This is a genomic window from Bartonella sp. TT110JLCBS (genome assembly GCF_042193405.1).
Taxonomy (GTDB): Bacteria; Pseudomonadota; Alphaproteobacteria; order Rhizobiales; family Rhizobiaceae; genus Bartonella.
Map to the genome: position 1 here is coordinate 1 of NZ_JBHILT010000198.1, position 441 is coordinate 441.

Consider the following 441-nt stretch of genomic DNA (forward strand, 5'->3'; position numbering starts at 1 on the left):
ATGCTAGAATTAGTTGGCGAAAGCTATGCTATGCAAAATGGTGATCCACGGGTCATCAAGCTGGCTAAACACACTGCGCCTTCAAACGATGATAACGGAGTTTTAAAGACCATCGAAAGCTATTTAAATACTTTGAAATAATTTAATTGGAGGCTAAGTTTCACTTGGCCTCTTATTTATTAGAAAGGATCGAATGTCATGTTACCGCAATTGGGGTTAAAGGGTAGTCGTGATCCACGCCAAATGAACGACCGTCTGCAATATCATCCAACCACCTACGAATTCTATACGGATACCACCGATTTCACTGATGACGGGTACCGAGAATTGAATGATGCAGTCCAGTATGTTAAAAGTCAGGGCGTCCAAAACATCGTCATCCACCACCCAATGGTGTACGGAAAATTTCATACCGATTTAATTGCTCCGGAAAATAAGTTT

At 41.3% G+C, this 441-nt stretch carries 2 protein-coding genes; both read left to right on the plus strand.

Annotation, left to right across the window (positions count from 1 at the left end; genetic code table 11):
* Nucleotides 1-141 carry an HAD hydrolase family protein gene (locus ACFILW_RS10420; RefSeq protein WP_375685803.1) on the plus strand — a complete coding sequence of 47 codons (141 nt, stop codon included), beginning with the start codon at nt 1-3 and terminating at the stop codon, nt 139-141.
* A 57-nt stretch (nt 142-198) separates the two neighbouring features.
* A partial coding sequence (locus tag ACFILW_RS10425) for a hypothetical protein (RefSeq protein ID WP_375685801.1) occupies nt 199-441 on the plus strand: 243 nt, incomplete at its 3' end.